Here is a 23,052-nt window from a genome sequence, read left to right as displayed (position 1 = left end):
ATTCTTTAATGGCAGAGGGCCACGCCGGATACCGGCTTAGGAGGGCTCAGGTACGGAATATCAAGATTCAATCCGCGCAGAACAAACCATACACCTAAACAAACTAAAAGATAGGGCATAGCTTTGTTGATGCTGCGTCGAAAAATCGGGCCTATATATCCAGCGCTGACCATCGCGATGAGCATCAGCGGGAAAGTCCCCATGCCGAACCAAAACATATAATGGGCAGAGGCCCATGGCGAATTGGTATTTACGGCTCCTATCAGGGCAAGGTAAACAAAACCGCAGGGAAGAAAACCATTTAGCAGGCCGATGGGAAAATGTCCTGCACGGTGGTTCAAGGCATAGTGAAGCATCATGTGCATCGGATTTAAAAGCGACGGCATCAGCCTGGTTTGGGTGACTTTAAATTTAAACATTCGTAAGAGGCCGGCGATGATGATTAGCAGCCCACTGATTACACTGACACTTTGCTGTAGTCCGGCCAGCCAGAGCTGCTTGCCAATAAAGCCGATAAGCAAACCAAGAAATGTGTAGGAACATATCCTGCCGAAATTATATACCAACTTGTCAAAGATCACCCGCCACCAATTACGGTGGAAGCATGATACTGCGAATACAAGGGGGCCACACATACCGATACAATGAACGCTGCCAAATAAGCCAATATAAAAGGCGATTTGATTGTTATCCATTACAGGTTAACCTCCTTTTCGTATAGGTAATTTTTATGATTGCTTTTCCATTCTAACACTACGCGCCAGCGCCCTTTGACCAAGTTGGTCAGGGGCAGATCAATAAGCCCTTTTTTGTCGGTATTGACTATAAATAAACGGTCTAGGGTGGCGCTGGCCGGGCGTACCAGTTTGGCGGTACCGTTCGCCTCATCTTTAAACTTCAGCTGCAGATTGGTGCCAGACAAACTTATCCACGGCTGCGCATTATCCAAGGTTACCTGTTTTTCTTTATCGTAGTCTTTGTTAAAGTTCAGGCCTTTTTCGTAATAGTGATGGTCATATTCGTCAACGGGTAGTCTAAACATCTTAAAGCAGAGCACCAGGATAAATAGCATAAACAGCCCCATTCCTAATATAATTCCTTTTCCCCAGTTCATAATTTAGTCGTTTGGCGGCCCCACAAACGTAGTGCTGACGGTTTGAATAATTTTATTGTTAAATAACAGGTTGATTTTTATTTCTGTCTTTGGTGCATGAATGTCACTAGCCCGAATCAGCAGGAAAAATACAGTTTTGACAGAGCTACCTGCATTGATCTTGCCTGGCTGCTGAATGTATTTTACCTTTACTGCCGAGTCTGCAGGGCTGATTAAGATACTTCTTACAGTACTGGATTTGTTGATGACTTCCGCATTATAAATGTTACTGATGAGCCCGCCCGTTTGTTTCTGGTAAAGCATCCCCGCGCTCCGCATAATGGTTAAGTCCATGTCAGCACGGCTAAAAATAAAATAACACAGCACGGTCATCATTACGGCGATGATCACGCTGTAACCCATCATCCTGGTTGTAAAAGTTGGCCTTTGCCGATTGCGGATCATATTCTCTGAATAAAATCCGATCAGCTCCGGTGGCTTATGGATTTTAGCCATTACGTCGTTACATACATCTATACAGGCGGTGCAGTTCACGCACTCCATTTGGGTGCCTTGGCGTATATCAATGCCAGTAGGGCAAACCTGCACGCATAGACCGCAGTCAACGCAATCGCCTTTCGGCTGTAAAGTATCCGTGCTCTTATTTAGCTTGCCACGGGGCTCACCGCGAATTTCGTCGTATGCAACCACTAGTGTATCCTTATCGAGCATGACTCCCTGTAGTCGGCCATATGGGCAGATCACAGTGCATACCAGTTCCCTAATTCGGCTATAAATAATATAAAAAATCAGCGTAAATACCCAAATGCTGAAGAAGCCAGCCCAGTGCAATTGCACTGATTCGGTAATGATTTTAATTAAAGCGACACTTCCAATAATGTAAGCTAAAAATGTATTGGCAATTAGAAATGAAAATAATAGGAAAAGGATATGTTTAATAGCTTTTTTCAGTATCTTATTTGTTGTCCAGGTGCCGGCATCCAGCTTTTTTTGCTTATTAGCGTCCCCTTCTATCCATTGCTCGATCTTACGGAAATACATTTCCATAAAGATGGTTTGCGGGCAAACCCAGCCGCAAAAAATGCGTCCATAAGCTATGGTGAACAGCACTACACAAACTATGAAGACAAGCGAGGCCAGCACGAACAGGAAAATATCCTGAGGCCAGAAAACCTGGCCGAGGATAACGAACTGCCGGTCAACAAAGTTGAGCAGCAACAAAGGCTGCCCTCCAATACGGATAAAAGGGCCGGCAAAGAACAGTGCGAGGTAAGCATAACTGATCCTGCTGCGCCAATTGTAAAGTTGGCCTTTTCGTATTAGGGGGTATATCCATCTGCGCTTTTCCGTCTCTTTTGGTTTAGGCTGTACATCCATTGTTATTTGGCCAAGGCCAATTTATTGGTAGTTTGTATTTCTTTAGTGCCTTGCGGAGGTTTGGGATTCGCCGGATTGCTGCCATGCAGTGAGATAATATAGTTCGCCACGTCAGAGATCTGTTTTGGTGATAGTTGCTTTTCCCAGGTGGGCATACCTTTTGCCAATACACCATATTTAATAGTTTTAAAAATATCGTTGATCTTGCCACCGTGCAGACAATAATCATCTGTTAGGTTTGGGCCTACATTCCCCTGGGCGTGGTCGCCATGGCAAGGTGCACAGGTGCTTCTAAAAGTCGTACCTCCTGCAGCCAGCACGGAAGCGTCTGGGTTAAGTTTTACTGTATTTTCGTCAACCTGGTTGGCAGTTTTACTTAGGTAAGCTTTCTTTTCAATAGCTGCCTGCGCCATTTCATTGCGGTATTCTGCATACTGCAATGGGCCGGTCATGAAAACGTGATAATTTAGCAGGTAACCCACAGCAAATAGGATGGTTGCGTAAAAAAGGTACATGAACCAAGCGGGTATTGGGTTGTCCAGTTCCTGAATGCCATCATAATCGTGCTCAATTAAGATCTCCTTCTCCTGTGCCATCGGCTTAAGAGAAAGCAGCTTTTGCCACACCTCTCCTTTCGGCTTTTTGGCTTTCTTAACTTTCCCCGGGTTCATTTCCGCTTCTATCTCCATGGCGGTCATCCCCTGTTGTTTCAATACCAAATAAATAACAACCCTGAAAGCTCGGTTGATGACCAGAAAGGCGATCAAACAGAGCACGAGTGTTAACATAATCACACCGTACCCGATATAGTTTACTGTTTCGCCGGATAAAAGGCTGTCATCCTTAGCCATTGTAGGTTGCATGCTAAACAATGCTATAGTACTTGTTAGAAATGTTCGGCTGTATTTCATAACTGCGTACATTCTGGTATATCCGTTAAATTATCTGTTAAGGGTAAATCCTGCATGTGCTTTATGTGTGGCTTACGCATGCGGATCAGCATGATGGTCACTACGATAAAGAAGAGAAAGAATATGCCCAGTGAAAAAAGCAGGTAGGCCTGGTGCCCGTTGATGTTTTCGGTAAATTGCTTAAACATAATCTTATCTGTTAATTGGCTGTCTTATTGGCTTTAATGTCTGTTCCCAATCGCTGCAGATAGGCGATAATGGCAATAATTTCCTTATTGCTTTTAACCTTAATATGGTCCTCATTCAGATTAGCCGCAATAGCTTTAGCTTGTTTGTCAAGATCTGCATTGGCCAAATTCTCATAACCAGGCGCGTAAGGGACACCCAGTTTACGCATAGCATTGATCTTGTTACGGGTGAGCGAAGTATCCAGTGTTTGCGTCAGCAACCAGCTGTATTCCGGCATAATACTGCCGGGCGACATTAGTCGCGGATCCATCAGGTGGTTATAGTGCCAGGCGTTACCGTATTTCTGGCCTTCACGCGCTAAGTCGGGTCCGGTTCGTTTGGATCCCCATAGAAACGGATGATCATAAACGAATTCCCCGGCTTTGCTGTATTCGCCATAACGTTCGGTTTCTGAACGGAAGGGACGCACCGTTTGCGAGTGGCAATTAGAACACCCTTCCCTGATATAAAGGTCACGACCCTGAAGTTCCAGCGGTGTGTAGGGTTTAACAGCCGCTATCGTTGGGATGTTAGATGAAATAGTCAGTGTGGGCATCAACTCGACAAAAGTTCCGACCAGGATCACCAGCAGTGCCGCAATCAGTAGTTGTATCGGTTTACGCTCCAGGCGTCTATGCCAGGCATTTTCTCTTGCCACGGTATGTGCCGGTTCAAGCGGGACGGCCTGATCTGCTTCATTGGCCAGAAGTTTTCCTTGTAATGCGGTACGGGTCAAATTATAAGCCATAACAATTACGCCTAAAAGGTACATAGCACCCCCTGCTGATCGTATAACATGCATTGGTAATATCTGTAATGTGGTCTCCAGGAAATTAGGATATTTCAGCATCCCTTCCGGTGTAAATTCTTTTAGCATTAGGCTTTGCGTAAAGCCGGCCCAATACATCGGGATGGCATAAAAGAGAATGCCCAGCGTACCGATCCAAAAGTGGAATGAGGCCATTTTTTTGGAAAATAGTTCTGTTCTGTAAATACGCGGAATAAGCCAGTAAAGGATGGCAAAGGTTAAAAAACCGTTCCACCCCAATGCGCCAACATGAACGTGCGCGATGATCCAGTCGCTGAAGTGGGCAATGCTGTTCACCTGTTTCAAAGAAAGCATCGGGCCTTCAAAGGTTGCCATGCCATACGCAGTAAGACCTACTACCATAAATTTCAAGACAACGTCATCCCTAACCTTGTCCCATGCGCCGCGTAATGTTAGCAGCCCGTTGATCATGCCGCCCCAGCTTGGTGCGATCAGCATGATCGAGAAAGCAACGCCTAATGATTGTGCCCAACCTGGAAGAGTAGTATATAAAAGGTGATGCGGACCGGCCCATATATAGATAAATATAAGCGCCCAGAAATGTAGGATGCTGAGCTTATAAGAATATATCGGGCGGTTAGCCATTTTGGGCAGAAAATAATACATCATGCCCAGGTAGGGAGTGGTAAGAAAAAACGCCACTGCATTATGCCCATACCACCATTGTACCAGGGCATCCTGAACGCCGGCATAAACCATATAGCTTTTAAAAGCGGAAACAGGCAGCTCAAATGAATTGACAATATGCAGTACGGCTATAGTTACGAAAGTGGCGATATAGAACCAAATCGCCACATACAAATGGCGCTCGCGGCGTTTGAAAATCGTGCCGAACATATTCCAGCCGAATACGATCCATATGATAGTTATAGCTATATCGATCGGCCACTCCAATTCCGCATATTCGTGAGAAGTGGTTAACCCCAGCGGCAGGGTAATTACTGCCGAAACGATTATCATTTGCCATCCCCAGAAATGGATCTGGCTGAGCACGTCGCTAAACATCCGCGCTTTTAGCAAGCGCTGCAGCGAATAGTATACCCCCATAAATATTGCATTGCCTACAAATGCGAAGATCACTGCGTTTGTGTGCAGCGGCCGGATGCGTCCAAAGGAGGTGTACTGGTTATGCATGTTTGTGCCGGGTTGGTATAACTGTATGGCTACGATCAGTCCTACCGTCATCCCAATGATTCCCCAGATAACCGTAGCGATACCAAAGTTCCGGACGATCTTGTTGTCATAGTAAAAATTTTCGGGCTGCATAAATTCTTCCGTGTTGATGGGTATAAAATTATTGGGATGGTTTAACTGTCAGAATGATGACTGTCGGCTCTATATATGACCCTGATCACTTTTTTCCTTCTTTTGCTGCTCCTCATCCAGCAGAATACGCATGCCGGGTGTATAGAGGTCATCATTCTGTCCGCTACGCTGGGCCCAGAAAAAAGCGGCTAAAAAGATCAATGCAAGCAATACGCTGCAGCCGATCAAAAAATATAGGATCGTCATATGAGCTGTCTAAATCTGGCCGCAAGGCGTGTGGCGATACTGGTAAACGAAATGATAGTGACTGTGCTGACGGGCATGAGGATAGCCGCCACGAGTGGTGATAATTTTCCTGTGATTGCAAAGCTAAGACCTACGATGTTATAGACCAGCGATATACCAAAGGATATGTGGATAACCCTTACAGTGTCTTTAGCAAACTTTAAGAATGACGCGAGCTTTGCAAACGAGCGTCCATCCAGGATGGCGTCACTTCCAGGTGAAAAATTATTGATATTCTCTGTTACCGCAATGCCCAGGTCACTCTGCCTTAGGGCGCCTGAATCGTTCAACCCGTCGCCGACCATCATCACCTTACTGTCGTTAAGCTGCAGCATCCGGATATAATCCAGCTTTTGCTGAGGCGACTGATTAAAGTGCAGTTGCTCTGCAGTATCAAAAACAGGCAGCAGTTCAGTTAGTTCATGATCCCCATCGCCCGAGAGTAAATGGAGCTGATATTGCGGCTGCAAAGTGGTGATTTTATCTAGACCCTCCCGGTAATGATGCAAAAAGCAAAAACAACCCAGGTAGTTGCTATCAATCATCAGGTGCACCTGAGTGCTTTTTAGATTTGTCTCTCTATTACCTAAGACGAAATATTTATTACCAATGCGTACTTGGTGATGCCGGATATTGGCCACTATACCCATTCCATGGATTTCGGTATAATCCGATACTTCCAGGCGATCTTCGGCATCCAGATAGCGGCAGATCATCCGGCTAAGCAAATGCCCTGAATTCATACAAACGCTATAAATTAACTGCCTTTGCTGGCTTGTAAGCGGTGCATTAAGGGTAATGCTCGTTGCATCGCCCGTGGTGATTGTTCCCGTCTTGTCCAGTACGATAGTATCTACGCCTGCCATTTGTTCTACAACTGCCGTGTTTTTTAAGTAGAAGCGGTTACCGTCAAAAACACTAAGCGCAGCAGATAAGGTGAAAGGGGTGCTCAAGGCCAGCGCACATGGGCAGGCCACGATCAATACGGAAGTAAAGGCTGCAAGAGCCCTTTTTATATCAGTTTGAAGCCAAAAGAAAAAGGCTGAAAGCGCGATAACCAGCAAAATAACGGTGAAATATTTACCTATTTTTTCATTGAAAGAGGGTAACCGGTTTTCTTTTGGCTGCGTGAAAGCTTCATTGTTCCAAAGTTGCGTAAGGTAACTTTGAGAAACAGGTTTGATCACCTCTAACTCAATGGCATGGCCAGTTTGCCGACCGCCGGCGTAAACGATCTCTCCTAAAGTTTTGGCCACAGGTAGGGATTCTCCAGTGACAAAACTAAAATCAATCAGCGCCTCACCCTTTAAAAGAATAGCATCGGCCGGTATGATCTCCTGATTACGAATAATGATGCGATGGCCGGTTTCTAAATCAGACAGCGGAAACGGTCTTTCTTTACCATCGGCGATCACCTGTACAGCTACCGGGAAAAATGAACGATAATCACGCTCAAATGAAATATGATGATAGGTTTTTTGTTGTACAAGTTTGCCGATCAGGAGGAAGAAAACCAGCCCGCATAGTGTATCAGCAAATCCGGCACCGCTGTGGCTCAGAACCTCGGCGACAGTACGGATAAATAACACCAAGATACCCAGGGCCAAGGGGAAATCAATATGCAATATCCTATTACGCAGGTTATTCCAGGCAGAGACAAAATAATCGCCTCCGCTGTAAAAGACCACCGGTAGGGCAAACAAAATATTGAGCCAGCCAAAAAAGTGCCGGAAGGACTGCTCGGCGAGTGATAGGCCAAAGTATTCCGGGAAACTAAGCAGCATGACATTGCCAAAGCAAAATCCGGCAACCGCTATTTTTAGCACTAAATTATCACGGGGGATGGCATTTTGTTTTTTGATGATATCCTGCAAGCTGATCAGCGGCTCATAACCAATATCATCCAATAGCTCAACAAGCCCCTGCAGGGCAAGCTGCCGGTGATCAAATTTGATATTAATCTGCTTTTTCAAGAAATCTACCCGGCAATAGTAAATGGCAGGATTGATCCTATTCAATTGTTCCAGCAGCCAGAGACAAGAGCTGCAATGGATATGAGGCAGATAAAAGGTAACGACGGTCTGCTGTTCATCGGTGTAATCTATCAGCTGGCTAATGATTGACGGTTCGCTTAGGTAATCAAAGCGTTTATTTTGCTGTGCGCAATTCGCGCCCGGATGATCATTATAACTATAATAACTGCAAAGCTGATTATCTCTTAATACTTGGTATACCGCTTTACAACCGTTGCAGCAAAAATCCTTCTTATCAGCCATGATACCGACGTTGGTAACTTCGTCACCACAGTGATAACAGGTAATTTCTTTAATCGTCGAGATCTCATTCATTGAAAGCTACTTATAGCTTCAAAATTCTCATTTTGGCTATAGCGACACAATGATGAATACCCGCAAAAAATGTGACCTATATCAGTTTTCAGAAGGAGCCAGCAACCTAATTTTGATTCATGAGCCATACATTTCACATCCCTGTGTTGGGGTTAGGATATTCTATAGACACCCCGCTTAAAGTAGCACGTTACGGTATTTCTTCTGTGATATCCATTGTTGACGATGAGCTAACGGAAAGAATGCGGGCTTACCATTCAGCCGAAAACCAACTGCCGTACACAATAATTCCAAAAACTGCACCGGATGCCCGTGCGAAGAGGATCACTGCTTATTTAAACTTAGTTAACGATCTGGTGGAAAAGCAGTTTAGGGAACTGAAAATACAATCTTTTAAACCAGGCAGCGATATCTGCCGGTACTTTGAGCTGCAACCTGAAACATCGCAGTTAAAGCAGGGCTATGACCTGATGCTGGAATACCCGGATGGTTCGCAAAAATATTTTTTCCAAAATTTATTAAGGGAACTTATGCATCCCGGGGCGATTGACGTAAATATTATGGCTAAGGTCGATAAAATGAATTTTTTTCCAGATGGGAGCTATCTTGGAGATGAAAACACAGATGCGCTGGCCGGTTTACGCGGCTTTGCCTATAGTAATCTGCGATCTTCTGTGACGCTTTCCGCAGGTATGAATCCTAAATTATACAGCTATCTGGAAACCTTTGCCGATTTCCAGCCGGATGAACGCGGAGAATTAAAGAAGAAGATCATTTTAAAAGTCAGTGACTTCCGTTCCGCCTTTATACAGGCAAAATTTTTGGCAAAAAAAGGTTTATGGGTGTCCGAATTCCGTGTAGAATCAGGTTTAAACTGCGGTGGTCATGCTTTCGCCACCGAAGGTTATCTATTAGGGCCAATACTTGAAGAGTTTAAACAGAAACGTGAGGAAATGAATAGGGAGCTCACCGGGTTATATGAATTGGCCCTGTTAGAAAAAGGGCTGACGACGCGTCGCCAACCACAACGTCTAAGTGTACAGGGCGGTATTGGTACCGCTGCTGAAAATGAGTTTTTACTCCACTATTATGCGCTTAATTCTACCGGATGGGGCAGTCCGTTTCTCCTGGTGCCCGAAGCTACTAACGTAGATGATGCCACCTTACTTCAACTTGCAGGGGCAGTGGAAACCGACTATCACCTGAGCGGCGCATCGCCTCTGGGTATCCTGTTCAATAATTTTAAAAATAGTTCAATAGAAAAACAGCGACTGGAACGACTTGAAAAAGGCAGGCCGGGCAGTCCTTGTACGAAAAAGTATTTGTGTACCAATACAGAATTCACCGAACATCCAATTTGCACCGCCTCCAGAGAATACCAGGTTTTAAAAATAAGTCAATTACAAGCGCTAAGTCCAGCACCGGCTGATTATAAAAAGCAATTTGATAAAATCACCGAAAAGATATGCCTCTGTGAAGGCTTATGTTCATCCACTTATTTAAAATATAGAATTGAAAAGCCAAAAGAAAATAACGCGGTAGCTATCTGCCCCGGACCCAATTTGGCCTATTTTAACCGTATCTATGGCCTGGAAGAAATGGTACAGCATATTTATGGGAAAGTAAATTTGTTGGATGATGTTAAACGTCCGCATATGTTCATTAAAGAACTGGAGCTCTATATCGATTATTTACAAAAGGACCTTCAGGCACACTTGAAAGATCTGACTGAAAAAAAACAAAAACAGCTGTATAAATTTAAAGAACAGCTGCTTTCCGGAATAGCTTATTATAAACAGCTCTGGAATGAGTGGCCGTTACCGCAATTTGGTATCCTTGAACTTGCCATTGCTGAAACAAAATTGAATAACATTTTTATTTGACCGTATGAGATTATGTTGGGGACATTAGATAGTGAAAAAATAAAGTAATTATTTAAAACAAAATTATTAGGGCGAATCGGCTGCCATGCCGACGGCATCACGTATGTTGTCCCTGTTCATTATGTTTATGAAACACCTTACACTTATGCGCATTTATCGGAAGGACTAGAGCTTAATCTCACGCGAAAAAACCCCGAGGCGTGTTTTGAGGTGGATGATATCAATGATTTCTTTAATTGGCGCGCAGTAATATGCTGGGGCATTTTTGAGGAAATTAAAGATATCAATGAACAGCAGCTGGCGATGCAGATAAGCTTCCTCTACTTTCTTGTGGAATAAGCTTGGATGATATCGATAGTACAGGCTACTTAAGTTATAAACTGTTTGTTATAAAACCTAATCCTTACTTATAGTATAATTTATACTTGCAGTTCCGTATTTAAATGCTTCTCGCCAAAGTGAATTTGCCACATATCGTTGACAGTATTCTATCATACTCCTGGAATTAAAAGTTATTATGATAGTATACGTAACTACACTTGATAAGATCGCCTATCGTTATTATGATATTACCTCCTGCAAAAAAAACGATTCATGTTAGCCTGTCTGCATTAATTAGCTGGTGATTAACATCCTGTAGACTGCCACTGGATCTTACAATTGCTGCTTAGTTCGTTAGTTGAATTTCCTGCGTCCATAGATCTGCACTGTAATTAATACCTATTTCTGAGTATATAGTATGTGACTAACGTTCGTGAACTACCATGCGCATCTTTTTGCATTACTACGATAAGTTTTGTCATTTAATGAGTTAAGCTTGCGGTCGCATAAAGCGCGTCAGTGTCATGTAAAATATCATTTCATGAATGATCCTATAATAATTATATCTACAGGATTTTAACTATATTCATAAACTTATAAATTGACTTTTTAAATATGTTCTTTTATGCCGCGAAGAGAACTTGAACGGTTGCAAACGGTTAACCGGTTTTTAAAACTACAGATCAGCAAAGAAGCCGAGCTTCAAAAAATAGTAGAACACGCGGCCTTGATCTGTAGCGCGCCGATTGCTCTGATCACTTTTATGGATGATCAGTTACAGCATGTTAAATTTAGCGTAGGAACTGATCTGGAACAAATAAATTATAACCATTCTTTTTGCCAACAGACTATTAGGCAAGATGAGGTCTTTGCTGTAGCTGATGCCAGCGTTGACCCTTACTTTGCCGAGAACCCTTTTGTAAAAAACGAACCACACATACGTTTTTATGCGGGTGCACCGCTAATTACTAATGAAGGAGATACAATAGGTACGGTGTGTGTTTATGATGTAAAAGCTAAAACACTAAGCGATATTCAGCGGCGTATGCTTAAAAGCTTATCTAATCAGGTTATGCATCTTTTAGAATTTGATGCCAGCCTGCAATTGCTTAAAGAACAATATGTTGCTTCGCGGAATATGGCTATCACACTTCATTCATTTTTTGAAAGCTCAAGTTCCAATCATGTATTACTGGACCTTGAAATGCGAATCGTGGCCTATAATAAAGCATTCGACGAGTTTACCGTTAATACACAGGGAAAACATTTGGTGACGGGCACTTTACTAGTAGATTACCTTCACATGGACTTTCGTTCAGATTACGTCGCTGCCGTCCAAAAAGCGTTGGCAGGTGAAAAAGTCAACCTTGAGAAAGACCTTCAGTATGGAAATCGCCGTATTTGCTGGTATATGATTTTTGAACCGGCTTATGACCGGGATCAACAGATCGTGGGTGTGTCTTTTAACCGGATCGATATCACGGCACGGGTAGAACAGGAAGAGCTGGTTAAAAATCAAAATAAGTCGCTGCGTAAAATAAGAAAAGTTGAACTGCATGACTTAGAGCAACCTGCACAAGAAATTGTGCGGCTAATGAGTGAAGTGCAAAACAGTTCCATTAAACCAGAGTTGGAAGAAGTGCAGCTTTTGGCAGAAGCGGTCAAAGAGTTGCAAGAAAAAATGACAGCGTAAACAATTAAAAAAATGCCTAAACGTGAATTGGAGCGGTTACAGGCCGTTAACCGCTTTTTAAAACTAAAGATTAGCAAAGAAGAGGAGTTACAAGAAATTGTATCCCTTGCTGCCGATATTTGTGGCACACCCACCGCGTTGATTACTCTTATAGACAGCGACACCCAATATATCCCTTTTAAACAAGCCTTTAATTTTGAAACTACGCCCCGCTCCCATGCTTTCTGCACTCATGTGATAGAACAGGCAGATTTTTTGATGGTTGAGGACACAGAACAGGATCTACGATTTTTGGCCAATCCCTTGGTTACCGAAGATCCGCATATCCGTTTTTATGCAGGTACGCCCCTTACAACCCAGGATGGGCTTCATTTAGGAAGCCTCTGTGTTATAAACCAAACTCCAGGAACGCTGAGTAAAGAGCAACAGCAAATGCTGCAAATACTGGCAGAACAGGTTATTCAATTACTTGAGTTTGATGCGAGCCTTGAAATGCTGAAAGATCAATTTCTCTCTGCAAAAAAAGAAGAATTGACCATGCACTCTTTTTTTGATAGTTGCGCATGCGCACACCTGCTTTTGGATCTCGATTTTAAGGTGACAGCCTACAGCAAGGCAATGAGCGATTTTATATACGAACATCACGGCATTAAAATAAATTCAGGGTATTCTATCATGGAACTGATCGACCCAATCGACCGGGAGCGCGTTACTTCAGCCTGTAATAACGCCCTTCAGGGAATATCTACCAAAATGGAAAGGCATATCGAATTTAAGAATAAATCGTACTGGTGGGATGTCGCAATTGACCCTGCACGTAACCCGGATGGTGAAATTATTGGCGTGTCTTATAATGGAAGTGATATCTCTGAACGCATACGGCAAAAGGCCAGTGCCGAAGCACAGCGGCTAAAGCTAGACGAAATTGCTTTTAATCAATCTCACCAGCTCAGAAGACCTGTCGCTACACTCAAAGGATTGCTGACTTTGATCGACATCGAAGGAGAGCTTCAAAACTGCGGTCCTCTGAAAGAAATGCAGCACTATGTCGAACAGTTAGACAATAAAATACATCTGATAGTGGATTATACTAACCATTGAACCTAATCGACTAATTTTCATGATTCGCCAAGCAGTTTATTTGGATCTTCCATTTTGCCCATCCTATTCAAATTAAAACTTATGGTGACCACAGGTTTGTAAACCGAAGGAATAATGTAGCACCTAAGGAAGTTGCACCTCTCAGTTAAACATCACTTAGCACGCGGTAGCCGGACGTAAAATAAAGTACCTTCGCATTCAGTGCTGGTTACCCAAATCTTACCTTCGTGCTCTTCAACGATTTGGTTGGAGATAAATAAGCCCATACCGTGTGTTCTTCGCCCTGGGCACTATAATCAGAAGCAACTTTTTGAAGAGAAAATTAGCTTCAGTTTATATGCGTTGCTTTTAAACTACACCTTGATGATTGTGTTAGATTTTTTATTCAAATACCATCCTTAGAGTGGCTGTTCCATATGAATTTAAACGGATCAAATAGTTTTTTTTGCTCCGATTATTTCAGTCGGATCGTACATATTTATTGATTTTGGGTGAGCCCATTGGATAGGGAGGGATTCAAACCTTGCCCAGAGTTTTCTGATTTTCAACCGATTATCAATATTATATTTCCAACTATACGAATCACTCACTTCAAGTTACCTCGTATCATATCGCCTTGTAAAAATCAGAATAGTTTTAAAGGTGGTAGCTAAATAAATTTACTTCACCACCAACAACAATCATCGCTTCATACTCTTTCCCCTCTGTTAGTCAATAAAAAACCAACGTTTATCGATACATTCATTCATGATATAAGGTAAACATCAATTTTTGATAATACATCGCTGATCCTGCTGCGAACATGGTCAGCCCGATGTGTTTTTTCATAATGATGATAGAGCGTCTGCGCAAGCAGGCGCTTCTTAAACGCCCTATGTCCCTGTTTCTGTCGATTTTGAAAACCCTGAAATTTGTGTGCCGCACTCTTGCGATTAGTATACCATGTTTCGGGGTTTTGTTGTTGCTGGCAAAAGCGGCTAAAGCGCAAAGCTTGGGCGACCCGGTGGTAAACATAACCTTCGGGGCGGGAACTGCTTCGCACGCAGGTGCGTTGACGGCCGGGACAACAAACTACACCTACAGTTCTGCCGACTTTCCCATTGACGGGTCTTACACCATAGAAAATACAACCAACACGCCGGGTACTTGGTGGACTACAACTGACCATACCGGTGACACCGGCGGGTATATGATGGTGGTAAATGCCAGCGCCGCCAAGACAGATTATTTTTACAAGAAGACGGTGAGCGGCCTCTGCGGCGGCACTACCTACCAGTTTGGTGCCTGGATCATGAACCTGCTACGGTCGCAGGATAACAGCCCGCCAAACATTACTTTCTCTGTTACCACAGTTTCGGGAACAGTTTTAGGATCCTATAACACCGGGCAAATTCCTATCACTTCCACTTCTGGCAAAGGGATATGGAAGTCCTTCACATTTAATTTTACGACTACAAGTTCAGAAGATGTAGTTATTCAAATGACCAATAATGCCAATGGTGGTGCACCGGCTAATGACCTTGCGTTAGATGATATTACCTTCAGGGCTTATGGCTCGCAGGTTGTCGCTTCATTGGGCAGTTCGTCATCAGCGACAAGTGCCACTACATGCGCGGGTTCAACCCAGGCCATCACCATTAATTCGCAGAGCACTTTAGCGAGCGGATTTGTGCAGAAACCTCAAATATATACCACCGCTAACGGATGGGTCGATATCGGCAGCGCATCAACTGCTACATCATTCCCAATAAGTATTCCATCTCCTGCAGGCACTTATTTATACCGGCTGGTGTCTGCAAGTTCTGATAACATCTCATCTTCCAGCTGCTATGTAGCATCAAACGCGTTAACACTCAATGTTACCGCGGGCCCGTCAGCCGATTTTGGTTATACTGCTTCAAATTGCCTGAACGATGTTGTGATGTTTACAGATAAACCCAAGGCCAACGGTTCAACCATTACGTCATCGGTGTGGGATTTTGGAGATGGGTCAGCAACCTCTTCAACTCCTTCTCATGTTTACGCCACGCCAGGCACTTATACCGTCACACTCACCGTAACAAGCAGTACCGGTTGCACAAGCACCGCCAGTCACGCAATTACTATTAATACCAAGCCTGTGGCGGCTTTTACTATATCATCTCCAAACTGTGCCGGTCAGCCTGTAATTTTTACTGACAATTCAACCAGCGTAGACGGTGCAATTGCACAGTGGATTTGGGACTACAGTGACGGCACTACAGAAACATTGACCACAGGTGGCACACATACACATACCTACATATCCGGAGGAAACTATAATGCCACCCTAACCGTTATACTGGCGGCAGGCTGCTCAAGCGCCGCTACTACAAAATCTGTTAGCGTTACCTCTTTACCTTCCGTCGTTACAACATTTACATCCAATACAACGGCTAACGAGGCTGGTTGCACAAACAATGCAAAGACACTCACGGTTACCGCCGCGGCAACACCAACTTTCATTTCACCCGTGTACCAATGGCAATTAAGCACAGACGGAGGCACTACGTATACCAATATAACCGGTGCAACAACGGCTGATTATAGTTTCACTACAAGCATATCTGCGGGCACCTACCTGTATAGGGTTGTAGCTTCCGACGCGGGATATTCTGCTAATTGTTCAGTTACCTCTTCGACATCTTCGCTGGTGGTGACTGCGCCACCAACTGCTTCTTTCACCTACGCGGCTGCAACCTGTTTAAAAGACGCTGTTTTATTTACAGATAATTCTACGTCAGCATCAATTATCACCGCCTGGATGTGGGATTTTGGCGACGGACAAACGTCCGTACTGCAAAACCCTTCGCATGTATATTCTGTTGCGGGTAATTATTTAGTTAAGCTAACGGTAGTGAATTCGGCAGGATGCAGTATGAGTTCCGAAACACAAGCTGTTCATATCAATGCTGACCCGGTTGCTGCCTACACATTTACAACACCAGACTGTGCAACACAAGCTGTAACTTTTACAGATGCTTCTACGACCACCGACGGTACTCTAGTCAGATGGATATGGAATTATGGTGATGGTAAAGCAGACACCCTGTCATCAGCAGCACCACATTCGCATGTTTACACCACATCGGGGACGTTTAATAGCAGCCTGATGGTATTTACAGCTGCAGGCTGTCAAAGTACATTTGTTATCAAACCCGTGACTGTAAATGCAATAGCAACTGTAGACTTCACGATTCCTGATGTTTGTTTAAATGATGCTTACGCTCAATTTACCGATGCTTCGACCATCAGCGATGGTTCGCAGGCAGGTTTTAAATATCTTTGGAATTTTGGAGATACAAACGCTACCTCCGGGAATCCAAATACCTCAACACAGCAAAACCCCCGGCACAAATACACCAAAGCACAATTGTATAATGTAACGCTTACGGTAACTACAGCTAATGGGTGTGTTACTACAAAAACTCAGCAATTGAGTGTTAACGGCGAGAATCCGGTTGCAAATTTTGCTGCTGCGAGCACACAAGTCTGCAGTGACGCACCTGCCTTATTCACCGATAACTCTTATGTGGCAGATTTCGGTAACGTCACTAAAATACAATGGTATTTCGATTTTGATAACCAACCTGCGGCCGTGGAAGAATATAACGACCCGGTGAAAGGCACTACCTATCCGCACAATTACCCGGTGATCACCTATCCAGCCGCCCCAAAAAAGTATCACGTAGTTTTAAAGGCGTATTCAGGTGGCACGTGCGTAAATATTACCGACGGGTATGTCACGCTGCTACCTATCCCAATTATAAAATTTGATGCTATCACGCCAGTATGCATTAATGCCGGCACTGTTCAATTGGCAGGTAAAGAAACATCGGGATTAGGCGGAACTACAAGTTACTTCGGCAAGGGCGTGACTTCCGATGGCATTTTCGACCCGCTAGCTGCAGGTATTGGCACCACTAACATCACTTACACCTTCACATCTACAGCGGGCTGCAGCGAGAGCTTTGTGCAACAGATCACCGTTAACCCGGTGCCAACCGCTACTATCACCGATAAAGTTACCATACTGGATGGTGGCAGCATTACCCTCGACGCAAGCATCGCCGGCGACACAACGGGCCTGGTTTATCGATGGTCACCATCAGCTGGCCTAGATAATGACGCTATATTAAACCCTGTAGCCTCGCCTACCGACGATACGCAATACACGTTAACTGTAACTACCAAAGCTGGCTGCAACATAACAGCAACTACTTTTATAAAAGTTTTGAAAGCTCCTGTTGTGCCCAACACTTTTACCCCAAACGGCGACGGGGTAAATGACGTATGGAACATTGAATATTTAAGCAGCTATCCCAACAGCCAGATCAGCGTCTTTAACCGTTATGGCAATAAGGTTTTCACCTCTGTCGGTTACCCTGTACCCTGGGACGGCACTATGGCTGGCGCTAACCTGCCTACCGGTGTATATTACTACATCATTGATCCCAGGAGAAGTGGCCGTAAAGCGGTATCTGGCTACGTTACAATTTTAAGATAAGGGTATGGTTTTATTATTTACTCTTTACATTTGATCAAACCATGCGCCGTTCAAATGCTGCTACTACAATAATCCATGCTGCCGGCTGGCTCATTTTCCTGGCCTTTCCGCTTTTATTTATGAACAAAACGCAGGAGAATAAGCATGCAACATTATTTATTTTGGCCTCCCCCTTTTATTGGCTGTTCTGCCTCACGTACATCTTCATGTTTTACATTAATGCTTGGTATTTGGTGCCTAGATTTGTATTCAGGAAGCGGTATGTTGTATATGGCGTAATTATATTACTGCTGATGGGCCTGGTTTATTTTCTGCAGCCATTTGACAACCTGCTGGAAAACAATTCGATTAAAAACGCGCATTTTCGCACAACACAAACACAGTTGCCGGTAATGCACGATTCAACATTGGTGGCGCTGGGTACGGATACCGCATCAACTGGTAAAGGGCTAATGTTCGGTCCGCTACCACACCAAGACATGCGCATGCAGGATCCACAGTTTAAATCATCTAACAAGATCTTCATTATACATCAGTCGGGAAATATCGATTTGGTGGCGCTCTTTATTTTTATTATTGTGGTGGGGCTTAGTATTGCCATCACTACAGTGGAAAAATGGCAGTTTACTGAGAGTATGGTGGGAATGGCCCAGGCAGAAAAAGCACGTGCCGAGTTATCGTTTCTTAAAGCGCAGATCAACCCGCACTTTTTGTTCAATACCCTCAACAACATTTATGCCCTCTCTGTAACAGGTAACCCAAATACGTCTGAAAGTATCATGAAGTTATCTAATATTATGCGGTATGTTACCGACGAAGTTGCAGAAGATTTGGTACTGCTACAAAGCGAGATAGATTGTATTAAAGATTACATTGACTTACAAAAGTTACGGCTTGGCAAAAAAACAAAGCTAAGTTTTAGTGTAACCGGCGAGGTAGTAAATCAGCGGATAGCGCCATTGGTGCTAATGACATTTATCGAAAATGTATTCAAATATGGCATTAGTAAGCATGAAGAGACAGTGATTGACATTACGCTGGAGGTTGATGATTGCGACATAAAATTCTTTTGCGCTAATACCATTTTTGAAAAAGGCGCTGCGAACCGCAAGGGAATTGGTATTACAAATACGCGACAGCGTTTACAATATATTTACAATGGCAAACATACATTAGACATTAAAACAGTAGACAACCGCTTTGTCGTTAAACTGGATATAACTTGTTAAAAAAAGTCTCCTCTTTTGGGAGTGTTGGGAAGAGCCTTATGCAACTAAAATGTGTAGCTATCGATGATGAGCCGCTTGCGCTGGAAATCATTAAAAAATATATCGCTGAATTTAGCAAATTGCAACTGCTTGCTACTTTCGAGGACGCTGTTTCCGGCGCGGAATATCTCCACAATACCCGGATAGACCTGTTGTTCATCGACATAGATATGCCCGATATTACCGGTGTTGACCTGGTACGCGCTCTCAAAGACAAGCCGATGGTTATCTTCACCACGGCACATAAAAATTTCGCCTTCGAAGGCTTTGAACTTCAAGCGCTGGATTACCTATTGAAACCGATCAGCATAAAGCGTTTCAATGAAGCTGTAAATAAGGCCATCGATTTTTTTAGCTATAAAAAGAGAGCCGGCAACGAGGCCGAAGAAGCTATCTATATACACTCGGAGTATCGCATGATTAAAGTGCCGATACGTGATATTGAGTATATTGAGAGCATGCAGGATTATATCAAGATCTATTTACTTGGCGTTGAAAAACCGTTATTAACTTTAATGTCATTAAAAGCAGTATTGGAAAAGTTGCCTTCTAATAAATTTGAGCGGATTCATAGAAGTTATATAATTGCAAAAGGACAAGTTACATCTATTCTGAACCGAAAGGTAAAGTTGCCATCTATTGAATTACCGGTTGGTAACAGCTACGCTGATTTTATTAAACGTTGGTCTAAATGACATAACTATTAATTCATCGATTAATTGTCGTTATTTAAAGACAAAGTATCGCTATTTTTTACTCAAGGCTGCAATTTTATAAGGTAATAAAACCCTATTATTATGAGTGGCTCATTAACTAAAAAAAAGATTCTAGTATTAGACCAGGATTGGAGAATGCTCTCCACTATAAATCAAATTTCAGAACACGGGGACTTTGATATTCATATAATTTATGATTCGAACTCTGTCTATCAAAAGGCAAAGTTTATCTCACCCGATCTGATAATTTTAGATTACCTTTTAATTGGCAACGATTGCGGGCTAATATGTCAGGATTTAAAAGATGATGAGCTACTGCACACAATACCAATAATTATAGTAACTGCTTTTAAAACATCGAAAGTTAAGTTGGATGCTTACAGATATGATGCCCTCTTTGTTAAACCACTCGATATGAATGTTTTAGCAACAAGGATAGATTACTTGATGGCCTCTTAATTATATACTCATATTGCCAATGAAAATTAAACCAAATGTTGCCACTAGCGAAAGTGGTCTTATTTTCAATCCTGCTACAGGCGATTCATTTTCGTGTAATGGCATGGCATCTTTTATTTTGGCCGCGATGAAAAACGGCGAAACCGAGGCACAAATTAAAAACTTCATCCTGGAACATTATGACGTGGATACAGCCCGTCTTGACCGCGACTGGGACGATTTGATACAGCAATTAAAACAGGCAAATCTTTTAGAAGTGTAACATGGGAGACATTTACGCTGAAATTTGTGTTGCAGTAACCGGCCTTAACGCTAATGACAACCCCGGCCCCGGTGTTGCAGTTGCACGTGCGCTGAAAGAAGCGTTTGGCGTAGGGCTGCGTATAATTGGTTTGGCTTACGAAGCATTGGAGGCAGGTATATACGTTCCGGGTTTGATAGAAAAAACTTACCAGATTCCCTACCCTTCAGCAGGTGCCGAAGCGCTTGCTTCACGTATAGCGCAAATACACTCCGAAGAAACGATTAACGTAGTCATCCCTAATTTTGATGCAGAGCTTCACAATTTCATCAGTATTGAAAAAAGGCTTCGAAAGTTTGGAATTGCTATGTTTTTGCCATCTCATGAGCAATTGAACATGCGTGATAAAGTGAACCTAAACCGGTTAGGTAACAAATTAGGTTTAAACGTTCCGCACGACAGGCTGATAAATAACGAAGCGGAACTCTACACTGCGGCGGAAAAATTGAGCTATCCGCTTGTTATAAAAGGTAAGTATTATGAAGCAACAATTGCTCACAACGCAGACTCCGCCCGAAAAGCTTTTTATGAGTTGAGCGCAAAATGGGGATTGCCGGTAATAGCCCAGCAATTTATAAGCGGCACAGAGATCAACATCGCCGCCATAGGAGATGGTGAAGGTTATAATCTAAGCATCGTACCAATGCGGAAACTTTATATAACAGATAAAGGTAAGGCCTGGGCAGGTGTAACTATCGAAGACGATCAGTTGATTGCTCTCGCAGACAAATTTGCCGGCGCAACAAAATGGCGCGGCGGCTACGAACTGGAGATCGTGCGCGGTGCGGACGGACAGTTATATATTCTCGAGATTAATCCGCGTTTCCCGGCATGGATATACCTTACAGCAGCCGCGGGCCAGAACCAGCCCGAGGTGTTAGTGCAGATGGCATTGGGCCATCAACCGCAAAAGATGACAGCGTATCAGACAGGAAAAATGTTTGTCCGCTATTCATGGGACAATGTGGTGGATATTTCAGATTTCCAGCAAATGAGCGCCTTCGGCGAGCTTAAAACAAATAAAAATGCCAAAGCTTATCTATGAACGCCCCGTTCTAAAGAAACTCAACGCCAACACGATCAATAAATTTGGCAGCTACACCGGCGTACAGCCTGTTAAGGAAATTGCCGGCGTGCCTGTAAAGGCGCTTATTGAAGATTACGGCTCCCCCGTTTTTGTGTTGTCGGAGAAACAGGTTAGGCGTAACTACCGCTCTGCTTACCGTGCGTTTAGTACCCGCTATCCAAAAGTGCAGTTTGCCTGGAGTTACAAGACCAACTACATTAACGCTGTTTGTAAAATATTTCATGCCGAAGGTAGCTGGGCAGAAGTAGTATCGGGCTTTGAATATCGCAAGGCGCTGGGTAATGGTATGCCGGGCAATAAGATCATTTTTAATGGCCCCGCGAAAAGTAAAGAAGATTTGCACCTGGCTATCGAAAACGATTCACTTATCCATATTGACCATTTTGACGAGTTGCAGCAATTGATAACGCTGGGCTACCAAACAAAAAACAAACCGCGTGTTGCTGTTAGGGTAAATATGGATACGGGCACCTACCCGTTGTGGGACAGGTTTGGCTTTAACTATGAAAACGGCGAAGCGTGGACCGCGATTGACAAAGTAATTAAATCAAGCCCGTTGCAACTGGTGGGGCTGCATTGCCACATAGGGACTTATGTAACTGCTGTAAGTGCATATCGTACTGCTGCGCAAAAGCTTTCAGCCTTGGCCTTGCGATGCAAAAATGAGCTAAAGCATATGATCGAATACCTTGATTTAGGTGGTGGGTTCGCGTCGACCAATACGTTAAAAGGCGCTTACTTGCCGGCTGTAGATACAGTGCCCAATGCGGACGATTATGCCGAAGCCATTAGTAATGCCTTACTAAATGCAGGATTCGAAAAATACGAATTGCCGATGCTTATCCTGGAATCCGGCCGCATGTTGATAGATGACGCCGGCCACCTGGCTGGGACGGTTTTAGCCAACAAACGCTTGGGGGACGGCCGCCGCTCGCTTGTGGTCGATTTTGGGGTCAACACTTTATTTACATCCCTATGGTATGATCACCAAATTTCGCCCGCGGGAGATTTTGAACCACACACCGAGAATATGGCCATCTTCGGCCCTTTATGCATGAATATCGACATGATTCGGGAGCAAATAAATCTGCCGGTCATGAATCCGGGTGATCATTTGGTGGTTCACAAAGTTGGAGCATATAACATGACCCAGTGGATGCAATTTATCACCACCCGCCCGGCTGTGGTACTTATAGATGAACATGAGCAAACACATTTGATTCGCGCTAATGAAACACTCGAATATGTAGAAACCCCTGAGCAGTTACCTGCTCATTTGAACGCCGGCATTTGAAAAATTTACTGACATATTTAAAGTCGGTATTTAACACCTATTCGAT

General features: G+C 43.6%; 20 protein-coding genes. 11 read left to right on the top strand and 9 right to left on the bottom strand.

All coding sequences use genetic code 11. The annotated features are described in order from the left end of the window. Positions 1–5 precede the first annotated feature (5 nt). The 8 genes from GO620_RS02005 to GO620_RS01970 form a co-directional block, all read right to left on the bottom strand. Entirely contained in the window at positions 6–695 is a 690-nt protein-coding gene (locus tag GO620_RS02005) for a sulfite exporter TauE/SafE family protein (RefSeq protein WP_157522662.1), read from the bottom strand. Further along, positions 695–1,114, bottom strand: coding sequence for a FixH family protein (locus GO620_RS02000; protein ID WP_157522665.1), 420 nt, complete (start codon positions 1,112–1,114; stop codon positions 695–697). Before GO620_RS02000 ends, GO620_RS02005 begins: the two co-directional genes overlap by 1 nt. A 3-nt stretch (positions 1,115–1,117) precedes the next feature. Continuing rightward, on the bottom strand, positions 1,118–2,491 hold the full coding sequence (gene ccoG / locus GO620_RS01995; protein WP_157522668.1) for a cytochrome c oxidase accessory protein CcoG: 1,374 nt from the start codon (positions 2,489–2,491) through the stop codon (positions 1,118–1,120). Between the two features lie 2 nt (positions 2,492–2,493). Next, a complete protein-coding gene (locus GO620_RS01990) occupies positions 2,494–3,402 on the bottom strand; it encodes a cbb3-type cytochrome c oxidase N-terminal domain-containing protein (RefSeq protein WP_157522671.1) in 909 nt (302 codons plus the stop codon). Continuing rightward, positions 3,399–3,590, bottom strand: coding sequence for a hypothetical protein (locus GO620_RS01985; RefSeq protein WP_157522674.1), 192 nt, complete (start codon positions 3,588–3,590; stop codon positions 3,399–3,401). Before GO620_RS01985 ends, GO620_RS01990 begins: the two co-directional genes overlap by 4 nt. An 11-nt stretch (positions 3,591–3,601) precedes the next feature. Beyond that, a complete protein-coding gene (gene ccoN, locus GO620_RS01980; RefSeq protein ID WP_157522677.1) occupies positions 3,602–5,725 on the bottom strand; it encodes a cytochrome-c oxidase, cbb3-type subunit I in 2,124 nt (707 codons plus the stop codon). A gap of 69 nt (positions 5,726–5,794) precedes the next feature. After that, positions 5,795–5,971 carry a cbb3-type cytochrome oxidase assembly protein CcoS gene (ccoS, locus tag GO620_RS01975; RefSeq protein ID WP_157522680.1) on the bottom strand — a complete coding sequence of 59 codons (177 nt, stop codon included), beginning with the start codon at positions 5,969–5,971 and terminating at the stop codon, positions 5,795–5,797. Beyond that, complete coding sequence (locus GO620_RS01970) at positions 5,968–8,358, bottom strand: heavy metal translocating P-type ATPase (RefSeq protein ID WP_157522683.1); 2,391 nt, start codon at positions 8,356–8,358, stop codon at positions 5,968–5,970. Before GO620_RS01970 ends, ccoS begins: the two co-directional genes overlap by 4 nt. Before the next feature lie 119 nt (positions 8,359–8,477). Here GO620_RS01970 and GO620_RS01965 point away from each other — a divergent pair, with 119 nt between their 5' ends. The 4 genes from GO620_RS01965 to GO620_RS01950 all read left to right on the top strand — a co-directional run bounded on the left by GO620_RS01965 (position 8,478) and on the right by GO620_RS01950 (position 13,356). After that, positions 8,478–10,241 carry a hypothetical protein gene (locus tag GO620_RS01965; RefSeq protein WP_157522686.1) on the top strand — a complete coding sequence of 588 codons (1,764 nt, stop codon included), beginning with the start codon at positions 8,478–8,480 and terminating at the stop codon, positions 10,239–10,241. Between the two features lie 75 nt (positions 10,242–10,316). Next, the gene (locus GO620_RS17445) at positions 10,317–10,580 is read left to right on the top strand and encodes a pyridoxamine 5'-phosphate oxidase family protein (protein ID WP_200230941.1); all 264 of its coding nucleotides are present in this window, start codon (positions 10,317–10,319) and stop codon (positions 10,578–10,580) included. Positions 10,581–11,211: 631 nt separating this feature from the next. Next, entirely contained in the window at positions 11,212–12,255 is a 1,044-nt protein-coding gene (locus GO620_RS01955; RefSeq protein WP_198173468.1) for a GAF domain-containing protein, read from the top strand. Positions 12,256–12,267: 12 nt separating this feature from the next. Next, the gene (locus GO620_RS01950; protein ID WP_157522692.1) at positions 12,268–13,356 is read left to right on the top strand and encodes a GAF domain-containing protein; all 1,089 of its coding nucleotides are present in this window, start codon (positions 12,268–12,270) and stop codon (positions 13,354–13,356) included. Positions 13,357–13,508: 152 nt separating this feature from the next. Here GO620_RS01950 and GO620_RS17440 read toward each other — a convergent pair whose 3' ends face one another. Then, positions 13,509–13,622: an ATP-binding protein gene (locus GO620_RS17440; protein ID WP_157522694.1), complete on the bottom strand. Its 114-nt coding sequence runs from the start codon at positions 13,620–13,622 to the stop codon at positions 13,509–13,511. A gap of 563 nt (positions 13,623–14,185) precedes the next feature. On the opposite strand from GO620_RS17440, the gene GO620_RS01940 reads away from it, so the two are divergent. The 7 genes from GO620_RS01940 (at position 14,186) to GO620_RS01910 (ending at position 23,006) form a co-directional block, all read left to right on the top strand. Continuing rightward, positions 14,186–17,881, top strand: coding sequence for a PKD domain-containing protein (locus tag GO620_RS01940; RefSeq protein WP_200230538.1), 3,696 nt, complete (start codon positions 14,186–14,188; stop codon positions 17,879–17,881). A 41-nt stretch (positions 17,882–17,922) separates the two neighbouring features. Beyond that, positions 17,923–19,110, top strand: a complete 1,188-nt coding sequence (locus GO620_RS01935) for a sensor histidine kinase (RefSeq protein ID WP_157522700.1) — start codon at positions 17,923–17,925, stop codon at positions 19,108–19,110. A gap of 38 nt (positions 19,111–19,148) precedes the next feature. Beyond that, positions 19,149–19,844 carry a LytR/AlgR family response regulator transcription factor gene (locus GO620_RS01930; protein ID WP_157522703.1) on the top strand — a complete coding sequence of 232 codons (696 nt, stop codon included), beginning with the start codon at positions 19,149–19,151 and terminating at the stop codon, positions 19,842–19,844. Positions 19,845–19,946: 102 nt separating this feature from the next. Next, positions 19,947–20,324 (top strand): response regulator, encoded by a 378-nt coding sequence (locus tag GO620_RS01925; protein ID WP_157522706.1) that lies wholly within the window; start codon positions 19,947–19,949, stop codon positions 20,322–20,324. A 19-nt stretch (positions 20,325–20,343) separates the two neighbouring features. Next, positions 20,344–20,586, top strand: coding sequence for a PqqD family protein (locus GO620_RS01920; protein ID WP_157522709.1), 243 nt, complete (start codon positions 20,344–20,346; stop codon positions 20,584–20,586). A 1-nt stretch (position 20,587) separates the two neighbouring features. Further along, on the top strand, positions 20,588–21,670 hold the full coding sequence (locus GO620_RS01915; RefSeq protein WP_157522712.1) for an ATP-grasp domain-containing protein: 1,083 nt from the start codon (positions 20,588–20,590) through the stop codon (positions 21,668–21,670). Further along, positions 21,651–23,006: a type III PLP-dependent enzyme domain-containing protein gene (locus GO620_RS01910; RefSeq protein WP_157522715.1), complete on the top strand. Its 1,356-nt coding sequence runs from the start codon at positions 21,651–21,653 to the stop codon at positions 23,004–23,006. The genes GO620_RS01915 and GO620_RS01910 overlap by 20 nt, the downstream gene beginning before the upstream one ends. The last annotated feature ends 46 nt before the right edge of the window (positions 23,007–23,052 follow it).

The sequence above is a fragment of the Mucilaginibacter ginkgonis genome, from assembly GCF_009754905.2.
GTDB classification, from domain to species: Bacteria; Bacteroidota; Bacteroidia; order Sphingobacteriales; family Sphingobacteriaceae; genus Mucilaginibacter; species Mucilaginibacter ginkgonis.
Note: the sequence above shows the minus strand (reverse complement) of the source record. Positions and strands in the feature narration are given on the sequence as shown.